Annotated in this window: 14 protein-coding genes; 1 reads left to right on the top strand and 13 read right to left on the bottom strand. The window is 63.7% G+C overall.

Going from position 1 to position 13,023, the window contains the following annotated elements:
- Positions 1 to 6 precede the first annotated feature (6 nt).
- The 6 genes from AXW67_RS37385 to AXW67_RS37360 all read right to left on the bottom strand — a co-directional run bounded on the left by AXW67_RS37385 (position 7) and on the right by AXW67_RS37360 (position 5,982).
- The gene (locus tag AXW67_RS37385; protein ID WP_063681928.1) at positions 7 to 1,164 is read right to left on the bottom strand and encodes an ABC transporter substrate-binding protein; all 1,158 of its coding nucleotides are present in this window, start codon (positions 1,162 to 1,164) and stop codon (positions 7 to 9) included.
- 61 nt (positions 1,165 to 1,225) lie between these two features.
- Positions 1,226 to 1,810: an alkylhydroperoxidase domain protein gene (locus AXW67_RS37380; RefSeq protein WP_063681927.1), complete on the bottom strand. Its 585-nt coding sequence runs from the start codon at positions 1,808 to 1,810 to the stop codon at positions 1,226 to 1,228.
- Positions 1,811 to 1,822: 12 nt separating this feature from the next.
- Complete coding sequence (locus tag AXW67_RS37375; RefSeq protein WP_082908186.1) at positions 1,823 to 2,419, bottom strand: CMD domain protein; 597 nt, start codon at positions 2,417 to 2,419, stop codon at positions 1,823 to 1,825.
- A 24-nt stretch (positions 2,420 to 2,443) separates the two neighbouring features.
- Entirely contained in the window at positions 2,444 to 3,481 is a 1,038-nt protein-coding gene (locus tag AXW67_RS37370; protein WP_063681925.1) for a putative FMN-dependent luciferase-like monooxygenase, read from the bottom strand.
- Positions 3,482 to 3,605: 124 nt separating this feature from the next.
- Entirely contained in the window at positions 3,606 to 4,400 is a 795-nt protein-coding gene (locus AXW67_RS37365; RefSeq protein WP_063681924.1) for a MetQ/NlpA family ABC transporter substrate-binding protein, read from the bottom strand.
- 136 nt (positions 4,401 to 4,536) lie between these two features.
- A complete protein-coding gene (locus AXW67_RS37360) occupies positions 4,537 to 5,982 on the bottom strand; it encodes an MATE family efflux transporter (protein WP_063681923.1) in 1,446 nt (481 codons plus the stop codon).
- Between the two features lie 150 nt (positions 5,983 to 6,132).
- Here AXW67_RS37360 and AXW67_RS37355 point away from each other — a divergent pair, with 150 nt between their 5' ends.
- A complete protein-coding gene (locus AXW67_RS37355) occupies positions 6,133 to 6,708 on the top strand; it encodes a TetR family transcriptional regulator (RefSeq protein ID WP_063681980.1) in 576 nt (191 codons plus the stop codon).
- 397 nt (positions 6,709 to 7,105) lie between these two features.
- Here AXW67_RS37355 and AXW67_RS37350 read toward each other — a convergent pair whose 3' ends face one another.
- The 7 genes from AXW67_RS37350 to arcA form a co-directional block, all read right to left on the bottom strand.
- Positions 7,106 to 7,300, bottom strand: coding sequence for a hypothetical protein (locus tag AXW67_RS37350; RefSeq protein WP_063681922.1), 195 nt, complete (start codon positions 7,298 to 7,300; stop codon positions 7,106 to 7,108).
- Between the two features lie 107 nt (positions 7,301 to 7,407).
- A complete protein-coding gene (locus AXW67_RS37345) occupies positions 7,408 to 8,043 on the bottom strand; it encodes a response regulator (RefSeq protein ID WP_027556598.1) in 636 nt (211 codons plus the stop codon).
- Positions 8,044 to 8,208: 165 nt separating this feature from the next.
- On the bottom strand, positions 8,209 to 8,838 hold the full coding sequence (locus tag AXW67_RS37340; RefSeq protein WP_063681921.1) for a response regulator transcription factor: 630 nt from the start codon (positions 8,836 to 8,838) through the stop codon (positions 8,209 to 8,211).
- Positions 8,839 to 8,897: 59 nt separating this feature from the next.
- Complete coding sequence (locus AXW67_RS37335; protein WP_245315851.1) at positions 8,898 to 10,004, bottom strand: sensor histidine kinase; 1,107 nt, start codon at positions 10,002 to 10,004, stop codon at positions 8,898 to 8,900.
- A 498-nt stretch (positions 10,005 to 10,502) separates the two neighbouring features.
- Positions 10,503 to 10,727 (bottom strand): hypothetical protein, encoded by a 225-nt coding sequence (locus AXW67_RS37330; RefSeq protein WP_063681919.1) that lies wholly within the window; start codon positions 10,725 to 10,727, stop codon positions 10,503 to 10,505.
- 35 nt (positions 10,728 to 10,762) lie between these two features.
- Positions 10,763 to 11,599: an outer membrane beta-barrel protein gene (locus tag AXW67_RS37325; RefSeq protein ID WP_063681918.1), complete on the bottom strand. Its 837-nt coding sequence runs from the start codon at positions 11,597 to 11,599 to the stop codon at positions 10,763 to 10,765.
- Between the two features lie 136 nt (positions 11,600 to 11,735).
- Positions 11,736 to 13,001 (bottom strand): arginine deiminase, encoded by a 1,266-nt coding sequence (gene arcA, locus AXW67_RS37320; RefSeq protein WP_063681917.1) that lies wholly within the window; start codon positions 12,999 to 13,001, stop codon positions 11,736 to 11,738.
- Positions 13,002 to 13,023: the final 22 nt, after the last annotated feature.

The following is a 13,023-nucleotide window of genomic DNA, read 5'->3' as shown; positions in this document are numbered from 1 at the left end:
ATGATGTCAGGTCGGCTTGCCGTCCCAAAGCGCGAACTGGCCCTTGCGCACGACAAGCTCGGCATTCATGGCGCCCTTGACGCGGCGGGTCTCGACGTCGAACGTCGCCGTCCCGAAAATGACGCTCGAGACATCCTTCACTTTCGGGAAGGCGTCACGGATCGCGCGCCGGTCGGTGCCGCCGATCTTCACGACCGCAGCCGCCATGTTCATCGCGTCATAGGCATAGGCGTTGAAGGCGTCGGGCTCCTGCCCGTTGTATTTCTTCTTGAAGCCGGCAATGAACTTCTGCACCTCGGGCCGCGGATCTTCCGGGAAATAGCGCGTGCCGAGATGGACGTCTTCGACCGCCTCGCCGCCGAGCTCCAAGAATTTCGGCGAGTACACCGAGCTTGCGGCGCAGATCGTCTGCTTCAGCCCGACCTGGCGTGCCTGGCGCGCGATCAGCGCGCCGTCGGAGTAGTAGGAGATCAGGATCAGTCCGTCCGGATTGGCATCGCGCACCCGCACCAGCGTCGAGCGGAAGTCGCGCTCTTCCGCAATGTATCCTTCGGTGATCGCGACGTCTGCGCCGTATTCCTTGGCCGCCTTGACGAAATAGTCGCGGCTGGTGCGGCCCCAATCGGTGTTGAGGTGCAACACCGCGAGCTTCTTGAGGCCGAGGCGCTTGACAGCATATTGCGCCAGCAGCGGCTGCTCGTCGGCCTGGCTGACGGAGGTGCTCCACATGAAGTCGCCGCCCTTGGTGAAATCGGGATGCGAGTTGGTGAAGCCGAACTGCACCAGCCCTCCCCGCTGATAGATCGGAGACGCCGCCATCGACGCCGGGCTGGAGAAGTCGCCGAGCTCCATGACGATCCTGGAGTCGGAAACGAACTTCTGGGCGATCGCCACCGACTGGCGCGGGTCGCTCTGGCTGTCCTCGAAGCTGTACGCGAGCTTACGCCCGTTGATGCCGCCGGCGGCCTGGATCTCGTCGAGCGCGAGATCAAAACCTTGCTTCCATTGCGTGCCGTATTGCGCGTTCGGCCCGGTCAGGGGACCGCTGACGCCGAGCAGGATCGGCTCGGACGATTGCGCGAAGGCGGCGCGGGAGAAGGCCGCTCCCGCCATCATGGCGGCAAGTGAACCCCTCACCAGGGTACGACGATCCATGTTGCTCATGCTCGGCTCCGTCCGCTCAGATGTTGGATATTTGTCGCAAGTTCTGTGCCAGTGAAGATGCCTATTTCGTCGACTCGCCGAGCGAGAGCATCAGCCTGTTGGCCCAGTTGAAGAATGACGCGCCGTTGATGACGTCGACGATTTCGGCATCGTCGAGCCCAGCGCGGCGCAGCTCCTCGATGTTGTCCTGATCGAACGCGGTCGGCGTTGCGGCGAGCGCCACCGACGCCTTGACCACCGCGTTCCAGCGCTCGCCGAGATCCGCACCTATGCCTTCGTCGAGCAGGCGCTGCACGTCGTCGCGGCGCTTGGAATAGGTGCTGGCAAAGCGCGCATGCACGGAGGCGCAATAGATGCAGCCATTGTAGCGCGAGGTCGCTGCCGCCGCGAGCTCGCGCTCGGCGCGCGGCAGGCCGTCGGCGGTATTGTAGAAGATGTCCTTGTCGGTCTTGGTCCGGGCTTCCAGCACTTCGGGATCGCGCACCAGGAGGCGGAAATATTCGGACTTGGCGCGGGCGCGATCGACGAGGCCCGCAAAATGCCGCTCGGTCAGCTCAGTCTCGGGCAGCGGATCGATCCATGCCACCCAACCCAGTTCGTCCTGGGTGAATACGACCGGCGGATTGACGGTGTTTGCAGCGCTCATGATTGCGGTCTCCTACGCGCTCGCCGCGCCAAGCGTGCGCAAGCCGCTCACGACGCGCACCTGGAACGACAGGAAAGCGACGAGCTGGGACAAGGTGACGATGCCGGTGTTCGACCAGCCGGCGCTCAACAGCGCCTTCATATCCGCCGATGCCGCATCGCGCGGCCGGAATACCAGGAGATGCGCATGTTCGAGCGCCGCGGCGAGGCGCGTGCCGAGGGCGGACTTGCGATCTGCACTCACGCCGTAGACCAGGCCGGCCTTGTTCTCGATCGACAGCGGCCCGGCCGGAAAGGCGCCATAGGGACCAGACGTCCTGCCCCGGGTGACTTCGGCCTCGATCGTTTCGACCAGGCCCGCTCCGTCGGTTGCAGCGAGCTTCGCCCGATAGAACGCGGTCACGTTGGGTTCGCCATGGAGGCCGATCACGAAGAGCGCGACCGTCGCGCGCTCCGCGAGAGAGAAATCGCTGGCGTCAACCGGCTCGAACAGCGCGAGATAGCTCTTCTGTGCGTTCTCGCGCGCCTGCGCGCGCTTCGCGCGAATGGCGTCCAGGCTCGATCCGGGTTCGATCCCGGCAAGCGTGTCGATGATATCCGTCGTGCTCATCATTCAGCCTCGTGCAATGTTCGGCTAGCCCGCCAGCGCGACGTCAGCCGCAGCGGTCCGGGTCCAGCCCAGGGCGGGCGCAACCTTCTCCGCGACCAGCTCCATCGATCGCAGGATGTAGGGATGCGGCGGATCAACCGAATGCGCCTGGAAGACGAGATCAGTCACCCGCTCCAGCGTGGCGTCGGCGCGGAGCGAGGCAATGACGTCGTCGGCCGCGCCGACATGCGTATCGAATGCCGTGATCATCTCCTCCAGCGTCTCGCCCGGTTTGGCGTGGCCGCCCTTCATGAACTGCGGGAGTGCGCGCCGTAGCCCGGTGTCGGCGAGGTGCATCGCCTCAGCGCGATCCTCGGCGACGAAGACGCTACGCGATGCCATGATCCGCGGCTCGCATCCCGGCGGCAGCGCCTCAAGATAAGCGTCGATGATCGGATTCTGGATCTCGGCGAGCGTCGCGCGCGGCGCTTCCTTGGTACGAGGCTGGGTACGCGACAACAGGAGACCGTCACCCGCCTTGCCGGCGCGCGCGCCACCGGCCACCGAGAATGTCGCCTGCCAGATCCGTTCGCACAATTGCGGCCGCAGCGGATAGAGCGTATCGCCGCCGGTGAGCGGCTTGCCGGCCAGCGCGGTCCGGACGACGTCCAGATTACGTGCGAAAATCTCGTTGCGCTGGCCACTGTCGAGGCCGAAGGCGGCAAAGGCCGACGGATTGCCGCCGGTGCCGACGCCGAGCTCGAAACGGCCATTGCAGAGGAGATCGAGCACCGCCGAATCCTCCGCCACCCTCACCGCGTTCTCCAGCGGGAGGGTGACGATGCCGGTGCCAAGGCGAATGCGCGAGGTCTGCGCGGCAACGTAGCCGAGGAAGGTGAAGGGCGAAGGCAGCCCGCCCTCGCGCTCGTGAAAATGATGCTGCGCGATCCACGCGGAATCGAGACCCGCCTTTTCCGCGCGCACGATCTGCTCCGCCGCGAAGCGGTATCGGTCCGCCGGGGGTGCCTCATCGAGAAGCCGCGTGAAGAATCCCAGTCGTTTCAGGTTTGCAAAGCGTTTCATACGACCCCTGTCGGGCGAGGATTGCCACGGCCCCGATGATGTCGGTTGCCGCGGCCCGAGGCAAGCCAGCGCCGCGCAAGGCTGCCACGTCGCCGGGTCCTCCGCCGGAGTTTGGGCAGTTTGCCTACCAGCTCGGCAGCACTGCGCCCTTGAACTTGGTCAGGACGAACTCCTTGACCTCGGGTGTGTGATAGCTGTCTACGAGGATCTTGACCCAGGGCTTGTCCTTGTCGGCGGTCCGGACCGCGATCAGGTTGACGTAGGGGCCCTTCGGATCCTCGCGCAGGATCGGGTCCTTGACGGGGTCGAGTCCGGCCTGGGTTGCGTAATTGGTATTGATCGCGGCGGCATCGACGTCGTCGAGCGCGCGCGGCGCCTGCGCCGCGTCGACCTCGACGAACTTCAGCTTCTTGGGGTTCTCGGCGATGTCGAGCACGGTCGGCTTGAAGCCGACGCCGTCCTTCAGCTTGATCACGCCCTCGTCGCGCAGGAGCAGCAGCACGCGCCCGCCATTGGTCGGATCGTTCGGGATCGAGACCTTGCCGCCGTCGGGAATGTCGGCCCAGCTCTTGTGCTTCTTCGAATAGACCCCGATCGGGAAGTTCACGGTCAGCCCGACGGACTCGATCTTGTAGCCGCGGTCGGCCTTCTGGTTGTCGAGATAGGGCTGGTTCTGGAAGGAATTGGCCTGGATGTCGCCGGCATCGAGCGCGGCGTTCGGCACGACGTAGTCGGAGAACTCGATGAGCTGGATATCGAGCCCGTTCTTTGCCGCGATCGGCTTCACCGCCTCGAGAATCTGCGCATGCGGGCCCGGCGTCACGCCGATCTTGATGGTCTCGGCCGCGGCTCCCACCGACCAGACGGCGAGCAAGGTTGAGAGGATCAGGGGGAGGCGAAACGACATCTTGGTCTCCATGGAACCGGCAATAACCTATGTCGTCTTCTCCCGTACGTGGCGCGAAATCAATGAAATGGAAATTCAAATTTTGCCCCGCGGCGGGACGCTGCTTCTCTCCGCGTGGCCAATCGGGAAATGGAAAGCCTTGGCATGGTCACTCGGGCCGCCACGTCGACGGCCACAGCATGATCAAGGCACAGATCACCGCATAGGCTATCAGCGATACCGTGACCATGCCGGCGACCCCCGCCATCCCCGCACCAAAGCTGGTCACGGCTATCCAGCCGCCGCCGGCCGCGATCAGGATTCGCGCGATCGATGAGGCGAGCGGCCCTATCGCGCGGCCGGTGCCCTGGACGGCAAAGGACGCAACGAAGCCGAAGCCGAGCGCGGCATAGGCCGGAGCAACAATGCGCAAATAGGTCATGCCCTCGCGCACCACCTCCGTGTCGTGGCTGAAGAGATGGAGCCAGCCGGTCGGGAAGATCGCAACCAGGATACCGATCGTGCCGGTCATGACCATACCGAGGACGCCACTGATCCAGCCGATCCTCCGCGCCCGCGCCATCTGACCTGCCCCCATGTTGACGCCGACCATGGTCAAGGTCGCCGTGCTGACGCCGAACAGCAGCGGGACCATGATGTAGTCGAGCCGCGAGGAGATGCCGTAGCCCGCAAGCGCGGAGGTGCCGAACAGGCCGACGGCGGCGGTGACCAGGATGACGGTGAGGTTGGTGAGCACCGCATTGAGCGCGGTGGGAATGCCGACCTTCAGCATGTCGGCGAAGATCGCCGCCCGCAGCCGCACGATGTGCAAGTTGAGGCCGGATCGGCCGGAGGCCATGTAGCGCAGCAGAAATAGCATCGCGGCGCCGTAATAAAGGCCGAACGCAACGCCGGCGCCGCCGATACCGAGTTGCGGAAACGGACCGAAGCCGAAGATCAGGATCGGCGAGACCGGGATGGTCACGATCGCGCCGATCAAGGTCACCAGCGCGGGCACCTTGACGTTGCCGGAGCCGCGCAGTGCCGCCGCCTGGAGATTGACGATCCAGACCGGAATGGCACCGGCGAAGAGATAGTTGGAATAAGTGACGGCTGCAGCGAGCGCCCCATCCCGGCCGCCAAGGACGCGAAACAGATGTGGACCGCCGAGAGCCGCGCCGAGCGTAAACAAGGCGCCCGCCACGATGGCAAGCACCACGGCGTGAAACAGGGCGGCATCGGCGTCGTCGCGGCGGCCGGCGCCGACTGCACGTGCCACCGAAGACGCCACGCCGCTGCCGAACCCACCGTTCGACATCATCGTCATCAGCATGAAGATCGGGAATACCAGCGCGGCGCCCGCCAGCGCATCCGTACCGAGGAAGCCGACATAATAGGCCTCCGCGATATTGACCGCGGTCTGCGCCACCAGGACGGTCACGGTCGGGAGCGCGAGCTTGACCAGCGTCGGCAGGATCGGCGCGAGAAGGAGCGCGGCGCGCCTCCGCTCGCTCGCGCTCTGGTCGGACGGGGCCGCCCGGCGAAGCGGAGCAATGGCGCGGGCTGCGCTTTGCGTGGCGGACGGGGCCGGCGCAGCGGCGTCCTCGACTGACATGCGTGCAATCCTCTCAAGTCAAAAGGACCGCCGCCTTCGGCCGCCCCATTGCATTATGATCATAATTCATTATTATGATCGTAATGCAATGGGTCAACCCTCACGATTTTGTGGCCGGGCTCGCGGCCGGTTGGCAGGAGGCAACAATTGGTGCGCTACGAGAAGGGACATAAGGACGAGACGCGCCGTCACATCCTGGACGTCGCCTCCGCACAGTTTCACGAGAGCGGCATCGCGGCGGTCGGCCTCGCCGGGATCATGTCGGAGGCCGGCCTGACCAATGGCGCCTTCTACACCCACTTTGAGTCCAAAGAGGATCTGGTGCGCGAGGTCCTGCTCGACGCGCTGTCCCGGCGCGAAGAGCGCCACAAGGACAATCTCGAAAATGGTGTCGAGCTCGTGACGACGATCCGCGAATACCTCTCGCCGCACCATCGTGACAGCGCCGGCACCGGCTGCCCGACCGCGGCGCTCGTCGCCGAGGTCGCACGGCATCCGAAGACGACGCGCGACGCCTTCACCGGAAAGATCTCGGACATCATCGCACTGATGGCAGCGCAGATCCGGCAGGGCTCGTCAGGCGAGCGACGACGCAAGGCGATCGCGATCTACGCGACCATGGTCGGCGCGCTGCAATTGTCGCGCGCGGTCAATGACAGACAATTGTCGGAGGAGATCCTGGAGGACGCGGTAGAGGCCGCGGTCAATCTCGCCCGCGGGCGGTGATATCAGGGCACATCCTGTGCCCGACCTCGCGATAGCCTTCCGGCCGATCGCCGGGAATTTCAGGCGCGTTATCCGCGCGCACAGCAATCGACCAGCAGCTCCCAGATGCGCTGAGCCTCCCCACTCTCGTGGCGATCCATTCCCTTCCCAGTGTTCGCTTGCGAGAAGATCGCGATTGGATTCGCTTCGCGCGGTACGATCCATCGCTGTGTGATCGGATCGTACCATTTTCCGATATTCATGTCGCTCACGCTGACAACTCACGTCGTTGAACCAGTTGAGCGCGGCGCTCATTCGCATCTTGGTCAGCGTTGGCCCGCGCACAGATTTCCAACCGGGTGCCTCTGCAAACGTTCCTGGATGCTGGCAAGTCAGCGCGGTATAATGATCTCCCCTGTCAACCCGGTCTCGCCGGATGCAGCGTGCGCGGATGGCGCTCGTGCAGCACCCGCGCGAGATCTTCGCGCTCGGTGTCTCGCCCCTTCATGGCGGCCTCGAACAGCGCCTCCTGGATATCGCGGGGCATGTCGCCCCACACCTCCATGGCGGCGCGCCCCAGCAGTTTTGCGAAATAGTCTGCTCCATCGCTCATGCGATTCTCCCGGTGTTTCGCGCTTATGGATGGAACAGCCATCGCAATACCGAGTTCCATTGCCATCATCCTGAAGGAAGGGAGTTTTGTTGCGCGCCAAGCATCCGCTACGGCGAAACCAGCTTCTTGCGTACGGCATAGCGAACCAGCTCGGCGGTGGACGACATCCTGAGCTTGCGCATGGCCGAGGCGCGATGGGTCTCGACGGTCTTCACGCTCAGCTTCAGGATCGCGCTGATCGACCTGTTGGTGTGGCCTTCCGCGATCAGCTGGACCACGCTCTGCTCGCGCGAGGTCAGCAGCATGTCGGCCCGGTTCTGCTTGTTCGCCTGGTAGTCGTGGAGAAGCTTCTCCAGCAGCACGCTGGTGAAGTAGGGCCTGCCGTCGAGCAAGGCTTCGACGGCGGAGATCAGGTGCTTGCGGGCATCGGACTTGAACAGGAAGCCGCGGATCCCGGCCAGGATGGCCTCCGTGAGGAGCTCCTCGCTTTCGTGCATCGTGAGGATCAGCACTTCGGTTTTCACGTGCAGCGCCTTGAGGCGGCGGCTGACCTCCAGACCGTTCATGATCGGCATCGAGTAGTCGACGATCATGATGTCCGGTCTGGTCTCGAGCGCCAGCGCGACCGCCTGCTCGCCATTGGTCGCCTCTCCGCTCACGATCCAGTTGGAGCGCGTTTCAACGATCGCGCGAAGCCCGGAACGCACGATTTCATGATCATCCGCAATCAAGATGCGTTTCACGGCGTCGTTCCCGTTTGCCGGCCCCCGCCCGACCGGGCGGACAACGGCGGTGACCGGCCGCAAATTCAGCCGATCATACGGCGCCCGGCGGGAAGGGTTATCCAACAAAACCCTGAGAAATCCCGGCGAAGGTACTGACGCCCCGCGGCCCGCCGATGTCACCGTTCAGGCCTCGACCAATCCCGCCCGGATTGCGTATCGGACCAAGCCCGCCGTCGAGTTCACCTCCAGCTTACGCATCGCAGCCGCCCGATGTGCCTCGGTCGTCTTGACGCTGAGGTCGAGGATCGCGCTGATGCCCTTGTTGCTGTAGCCCTCGGCGACCAGCTTGACCACGAGCTTCTCGCGGGCCGTGAGCTCATGGTGCCTCTCGCCGTCGGCGCGCGACCCGCTATCGAATTCGGTCACACAGCTTTGCGTGCAGAACGGCCGGTGCAGCAGCAGCGCCTCGACCGCCGCAAGCAGCAACTTGTTCGCGTCCGACTTGACCAGGAATGCGCGCGCCCCGGCCTCAAATGCCTGCTGCGCGATCAGCCCCGAATTGTGCACCGTGAAAATCAGGACCTCGGTCTGCAGCGGATAGTCCCTGATCCGCCGCGCCACCTCCACGCCGGTCATGCGCGGCATCGAGAAGTCGAGGATGGCGACGTGAGGCCGGCTCTCGATCGCCGCGGCGACGGCCTTGCCGCCGTCAGTGGCCTCGGCCACCACCTCCCAGTCCGCCCGCTGCTCGAGCACCGCCCGCAAGCCTGACCGCACCGCTTCGTGATCGTCGGCTATGAGAATTCGTTTCATTGCAGCACACTCCAAATTCTTCGCCGCTGTTCGGCCACCTTTCGGCCTGCCGCCGCGGGCTAGTGTTCTTTCGCTGACTGTGTGCCTGCATTGGCCCTCATGACCGTCGTGGTCCTGCGCCGATTGCGCCGGTTCGTCGCGAGAGAATGCGGAAACACGGCGCACAATACGGTGCCGGTATGCGGCGCCGTGCGATCGGACCGAATGTCGAGCGTACCCCCGATTTCGCACAGTCTCGCCCGCATCGCGGGAATTCCGACCCCGATCGACGCAGCCTTGGTGCCGCGCTTGCCGGGGGCGGGAAGGCCGCGTCCATTGTCGCTGATCGTCAGCTGGAAACGGCCGTCGGCGATTTCGAAGGCGATAGCCACCTCCGTCGCCTTCGCATGACGGAACACGTTCGTCAGGGCTTCCTGAACGACACGCAGCAGCGAGCGCTTCGTCTCATACGGCAGCCGATCGACGTCCGGCACGATGTCGACGGTCACGCGCAGCGACGTGCGCGCCGAGAATCCCTCGGCGTACCGCTCGATCGTGGCCTTCAATCCCTCGCCCGCGAGATTCCGTGGGTGCAAGAGATAGGCAAAAGCGCGGAGTTCCCGGAGGGCTTCATCGATCGACGCATCGATGTCATCGCAGAGGCGCTCGGCCGAGGCTGGATCGCCCAGGCTGCTTCGAATCCGCATCAGGCCAAGGCTGGCGGCAATCAGATGCTGACAGGTGGAATCGTGGAGATCGGAGGCGATCCGTTGCTGGATTCCCTCCTGAATGGACGCCAGGCCGAGGTTGGTATCGAGCCCTTCGCCCCCTTTGGCCGTGTTCTCGAAGAGAGTGTTGCGCATTTCTCGGTGACAGCCGATCAACCGGACCACCGAGCCAATCACAGGGTCCACGATCGGCGTCACCGTCGTTTCCATCGCCCGGGCCGGACCGCCCAGGGCGAGACGCTGACGGATCCTGACCTCCGCGCCTTCCGCAAGCCCCGCCCGAAGCGCCTCGCAGATTGATCTGGCGTCGTCCCCGCTCATGCAATCAAAGATATCGATGTCGCGGATGTCTTCCGACGACAGGCCGAGCCGAGACTCGAATGCCGGATTGATCCCTTCAAAGGCGAAGTGTCCGCGGAAGGACGGGCGCACGGCGAAGAGAAGATCCGCCGAACACATCCAATATAGTCCGTCGATCGTGTCTTGCGAACCTATTCGCAGCCAGTTCCCGAGACTGGTTCGATCGGACACGCTGGCGGGAGAGCCACGTGGCTTCACGGTACGCACTCACTCTATTCCGGCGACGCCCGATATTGGTGACGATGACAATATCGAGAGTCCCCTCCCCACCCCGCCGGCGAGACATCCACCACCGGATCCGGAAGACGCGCGCCTCTGGGGCTGACCGATCATACACCCCGCGACACGCCCACACCATCAGGTAGTAATATTGCGCGAATAAAATCTCGAATTCGTGAGGTGCACTTCGGCGACGCCCCATATGCAGTTTGTGCCACGCCAGCGACGCTCAAATCTGATGTAACAAAGACTAAAAACACAATTCGGATTCCACAGGACGATTGAGCCAACGAGGTTGCACTTCTGCTCGGCACGCGTCGATCGCGTATCAGCGGCGCTATTGGCGACACATTGCAGCCGTCGACACGCCCGACCAGGCTAGCGGCTGCTGCTCATGCCCGACTTCTTGTTTGTCGCCTTCGCGTTTGGTGCGGGCCGATGCGGTGCAATATCGAGAGGATGAGACGGCTGCCGCAGACGATGCGTTGCGGCATCGTCCCGCAGCGCATCGGTATCCAGACGCTGACCACGATCGACCGCATCGCGCGGATCGGCCAGCGCGACGGATGCCGCCATACTTCCGATGACGATGCACGTCAGCATCAACAGGTGTCTTGCTGGCATCTTTCAGGCACCTCTCAAAAGGCGAAGTCCAGGCGAGGGCCGATACGAAGGTCCCTGTATCGCCGCAGCGGAACGTTCGACGTCCGCGCCTCGTAAAGTACGGTGGTCGTGAGCGACACGTTGCTGGCGAAATTATACTTCAGCCCCAGGTCGACCGAATAGAGCTGATCGCGACGGCCGGTATTGAGCCCGTCGGTAAACCAGTAGGCCTCGAACAGCGGCGTGCTCACGATCGACCATCTGGGATCGAGCTTGACTTCGATCCCGAGCACGGCGTCAAAGCGCCAGCGGCGCGCTTCCGGCAGATCGGAGAATCGATAGGTCAGGAGCAATAGCGGCGAAAATGCCGCGTTGTTGACGTGGAAGTCGCGCGCCACCGAGCCCATCACGTCATCGGAGACGAAGGCGACGTCGCGGTAGATGCCGTCGAAATCATATCGGTGTTCATAGATGGCGGAGAAGCGCCAGCCGTCCCAATTCTCTGTCAAACGCGCGCCCATGCGCGCGACAGAGAAGTTGCTGTCCTTCTCTCTCGAAAAGGCTTCGTACTGGGCCCGCGCATAGAGCCGGTATGACAGATCATTGGTGAGGTTTCCGTCCAGCCTGACGCTCACGTCGGGCTCGTAGTAGACATCCGGCCTGCGGTTGTCGCGGGTGAAGAGGGCATTGTCGGTGAAGGTCGGCGAGATGGAGCCGACGACGCTCCAGGACGGAGCGGAATAGGACGGAGCGGAGTAATATGGCGGGACGGTCGCGGTCGTCTTGAACTCGGTGAGATCAACGTCGGCCGCCCCGGCCGTACCCGCGCCGAGCAAGCCGACGATCGGCAGAAGAAATCCAGACCCTCGCATCGCGCCCCCTCCGATGCTGCTACGCACACCGGGATTCGCTCGAGGCTGCGCGGCGATTATGGCGTGTTAATGTTCTTGTTCTAAATCACTGGTTGATGCGATCTTTCGTAAAGGCCCCGGGGTTCCGCTGAGACGCCTAGTAATCGACCGCGTCCCTGGTGATCGGGCATGTCATGCAGTGACCGCCGCCGCGACCTCGTCCGAGTTCCGCGCCGACGATGGTGATCACCTCGATCCCCTCCTTGCGCAGCAGCGTGTTGGCGTAGGTGTTGCGGTCATAGGCGAACACGACGCCGGGAGAGGCGCAGACGAGGTTCGCACCGCTGTCCCACTGGGTCCGCTCGCGCAAATAGGCGCTTCCGCCGGTTTCCACGACGCGGAGCTTCTTCAGGCCAAGCGCTTCCTTGACGACGTCCACGAAGGGCTTCTCGTCCTTGCGCAGCTCGATGCCAGAGGAATTGTCGGCCGGCCGATAGGAAAATGCGGTGATACTGTTGACGATATCAGGATAGATCAGCACGCAATCCCGGTCGGCGAAGGTGAAGACGGTATCGAGATGCATCGCCGCGCGGAGCTTGGGCATGGCGGCCACGATCACGCGCTCGGCCGCCTTCTTCCTGAACAGGGTCGCGGCAAGCTGGCTGATCGCCTGTCGCGACGTGCGCTCGCTCAATCCGATCAGGACGTTGCCGTTGCCGATCGGCATCACGTCGCCGCCTTCCAGCGTGGCGAGGCCGTGATCCTGCGTTGGATCGCCCCACCAGACATTGACCTTGCCGGCGAAATCCGGATGAAACTTGTAGATGGCCGTGGCAAGGATCGGCTCTTCGTGGCGCGCCGGCCAGAACAGCGAATTCAGCGTCACGCCGCCATAGATCCAGCAGGTGGTGTCCCGCGTGTACAGCGTGTTCGGAAGCGGCGGCAGCAGATATTCGGTCATGCCCGCCGCCTCGCGGATCAGCCTGAGCGTCTCGCCGCCGTGTGCTTCGGGGAAATCGTGGGTCGACAATCCGCCGATCAGGGTCTCCGCCAGCTCACGCGGCTTGAGACTTTCCAGATAACCGCGCAGCTCGTCGATCAGGCCGAGCCCGACCTGATTGGGAACCACCTGGTTGTCGAGAATCCACTTCTTCGCCTCCGGAATGGCCACGGTGTCGGTGAGCAGATTGTGCATCTCGACCACGTCGATGCCGCGGTCGCGCATCTTCTGCACGAAATCGAAATGATCGCGTTTGGCGTTGTCGACCCACAGCACGTCGTCGAACAGCAAGGTGTCGCAGTTCGAGGGCGTGAGGCGCTGATGCGCGCGACCCGGCGCGCAGACCATCACCTTGCGCAGCTGGCCGACTTCCGAATGAACACCGAACGGTATCGGGGCTTCCGACGTCTGCTTTGTCGTCATGGGAGATGCCTTGCTCGATGGT

The organism is Bradyrhizobium neotropicale (genome assembly GCF_001641695.1).
Classification (GTDB): Bacteria; Pseudomonadota; Alphaproteobacteria; order Rhizobiales; family Xanthobacteraceae; genus Bradyrhizobium; species Bradyrhizobium neotropicale.
This window is presented reverse-complemented; position numbering and strand designations above follow the sequence as displayed.

Coding starts and splice junctions, on each gene's coding strand:
- AXW67_RS37385 (WP_063681928.1), bottom strand. CDS start 1,164: ATGAGCAACATGGATCGTCGTACCCTGGTGAGGGGTTCACTTGCCGCC.
- AXW67_RS37380 (WP_063681927.1), bottom strand. CDS start 1,810: ATGAGCGCTGCAAACACCGTCAATCCGCCGGTCGTATTCACCCAGGAC.
- AXW67_RS37375 (WP_082908186.1), bottom strand. CDS start 2,419: ATGAGCACGACGGATATCATCGACACGCTTGCCGGGATCGAACCCGGA.
- AXW67_RS37370 (WP_063681925.1), bottom strand. CDS start 3,481: ATGAAACGCTTTGCAAACCTGAAACGACTGGGATTCTTCACGCGGCTT.
- AXW67_RS37365 (WP_063681924.1), bottom strand. CDS start 4,400: ATGGAGACCAAGATGTCGTTTCGCCTCCCCCTGATCCTCTCAACCTTG.
- AXW67_RS37360 (WP_063681923.1), bottom strand. CDS start 5,982: ATGTCAGTCGAGGACGCCGCTGCGCCGGCCCCGTCCGCCACGCAAAGC.
- AXW67_RS37350 (WP_063681922.1), bottom strand. CDS start 7,300: ATGAGCGATGGAGCAGACTATTTCGCAAAACTGCTGGGGCGCGCCGCC.
- AXW67_RS37340 (WP_063681921.1), bottom strand. CDS start 8,838: ATGAAACGAATTCTCATAGCCGACGATCACGAAGCGGTGCGGTCAGGC.
- AXW67_RS37335 (WP_245315851.1), bottom strand. CDS start 10,004: ATGTGTTCGGCGGATCTTCTCTTCGCCGTGCGCCCGTCCTTCCGCGGA.
- AXW67_RS37330 (WP_063681919.1), bottom strand. CDS start 10,727: ATGCTGACGTGCATCGTCATCGGAAGTATGGCGGCATCCGTCGCGCTG.
- AXW67_RS37325 (WP_063681918.1), bottom strand. CDS start 11,599: ATGCGAGGGTCTGGATTTCTTCTGCCGATCGTCGGCTTGCTCGGCGCG.
- arcA (WP_063681917.1), bottom strand. CDS start 13,001: ATGACGACAAAGCAGACGTCGGAAGCCCCGATACCGTTCGGTGTTCAT.